Genomic DNA, 1,876 nt, shown 5'->3' on the forward strand with positions numbered 1-1,876 from the left:
CCGGGTCGGGACTGTCAGGTGCGGCGGCGGAGGCCGATGAGGGCGGCGCCGGCGAGGCAGGCGAGGGCGGCGGTGAGGTAGGCGAGGTGGTAGCCGGCGAGGTGGTCGTCGCGGGTGCCAGCGACCAGGACCAGGACGGCCACGCCGGCGCTCGCGCCGATCTGCTGGGTGACGACGTTGACCGCGCCGGCGACGGCGTGCTGTTCGCCGGGGACGCCGGAGAGGGCGGCGGAGGTCATCGAGGGGAAGTTGAGGCCCTGGCCGATGCCGCTGAGCACCAGGCCCGGCAGGACGTGCTGGACGTAGCCGCCGTCGAGCGGGGTGGTCAGCCACAGGCCGGTGCCGACGCCGATCAGGACCAGGCCGACCGCCATCAGGGTGCGCGGGGTCCAGCGGGCGAGCAGGCGGCCGGTGGCGAAGTTGGCGGTGAGGAAGACGGCCGCCGACATGGGCACCAGGGCGAGCCCGGACTCGAACGGCGAGTAGTCCAGCATGCCCTGGAGGTAGAGGGGCGCGAAGAACAGCATCCCCACCGAGCCCATGTACTGGAGGAACGCCGCGAGGCTGGCGGCCCGGACCGGGGCCAGCCGGAAGAGGCCGAGCGGGAGGGCCGGGTCGGTGGTGCGGCTCTCGCGCACGACGAACAGCGCCAGGGCGAGCGCGGCGGCGGCGAGCAGGACCCAGACCGCGGCGCCGTCGCTGCTGACACCGACGACCAGCAGGGTGAGGCCGACGGTGCCGGTGATCGCGCCGGGCAGGTCGAGCCGGCCGCTGTGGCCGGGGCTGTCGGGCAGGCCGGCCCGGGTCGCGGCCAGCACGGCGAGGCCGAGCAGGACCGAGAACCACAACACCGAACGCCAGCCCCAGAACTGGGTCAGCACGCCGCCCAGCATCACCCCGCCGCTGAAGCTCGCGGCGCCGACGGCCGCGTAGACGCTGAAGGCCCGGTTGCGGGCCGGACCGGCCGGGAAGGTCTGGGTGAGCAGGGCCAGGGCGGCCGGTCCGGACAGGGCGGCGCCGATGCCCTGGGCGGCGCGGGCGCCCAGCAGGACGGCGGTGCTCGGCGCGGCCGCCCCGACCAGCGCGGACACCGTGAACAGGGCGACGCCGGCCTCGAACACCCGTCGCCGGCCCAGCACATCGGCCAGTCGGCCGCCCATCAGCAGGAAGCCGGCGAAGGTGACGGCGTAGGCGGTCATGACCCACTGGAGTGTGGTGTCGGCCAGATCGAACCGCTCCCCCACCGACGGGAGGGCGGCGTTGAGCACTCCGAGGCCGCTCACGTCCAGGGCGAGCGCGCCGGCCAGCACCCCGAGCGCGAGGCCGGGCCGGACCACCGACTTGACGGCGATGTCGGTCATGCGGGCCTCCCGCCGGCGTCGTGGCGGGCGGCCGCCCGAGCTGGGCCCGGCTGCGCGACGGACTGGGGGAAAGGCCGCGGGAAGGGCTGCGGGAAGGACTCCGGCAAAACGCCCGGAACGCGGCCCGACGATACCTCGAAGGTCTCAACTGCCATGGGGCCAGCTTGCATTGCCCGATCGACGGCTGTCCAGTCCACTTGTACACGGATGGTACCTGAGCGTGACGCCCGGTTCCAGGAGATCGAATCGGACACTTTGTCGATCAAATCTCGCCACCTCGACGACCGGCACGCCTCGTACGCAATCCTGTAGTCGGTGCACTCCTCGCGCCTCCGGGCGGACGAGGAGACCGTCGGCCCGTCGTAGGCCGCTGATGTGCGATCCATCGAGCAACCTCGAACACGCCTTGATGCCCGGACTGTGCGGCCGAGCCGCGCGGCCCGCAGCTTTCGGGCCTTTCTTCTTGCCACGGGAGGAGCAGCGTTGCCCGGACACGGAAATACCCATGTCATGCC

Annotated in this window: 1 protein-coding gene; it reads right to left on the reverse strand. The window is 73.0% G+C overall.

Annotated features, from left to right (window positions below):
* Positions 1-14: 14 nt before the first annotated feature.
* Positions 15-1,361 (reverse strand): MFS transporter, encoded by a 1,347-nt coding sequence (locus tag VR45_RS34575; protein ID WP_045943869.1) that lies wholly within the window; start codon positions 1,359-1,361, stop codon positions 15-17.
* Between the last annotated feature and the right edge of the window lie 515 nt (positions 1,362-1,876).

Source organism: Streptomyces sp. NRRL S-495, from assembly GCF_000966955.1.
Taxonomy (GTDB): Bacteria; Actinomycetota; Actinomycetes; order Streptomycetales; family Streptomycetaceae; genus Kitasatospora; species Kitasatospora purpeofusca.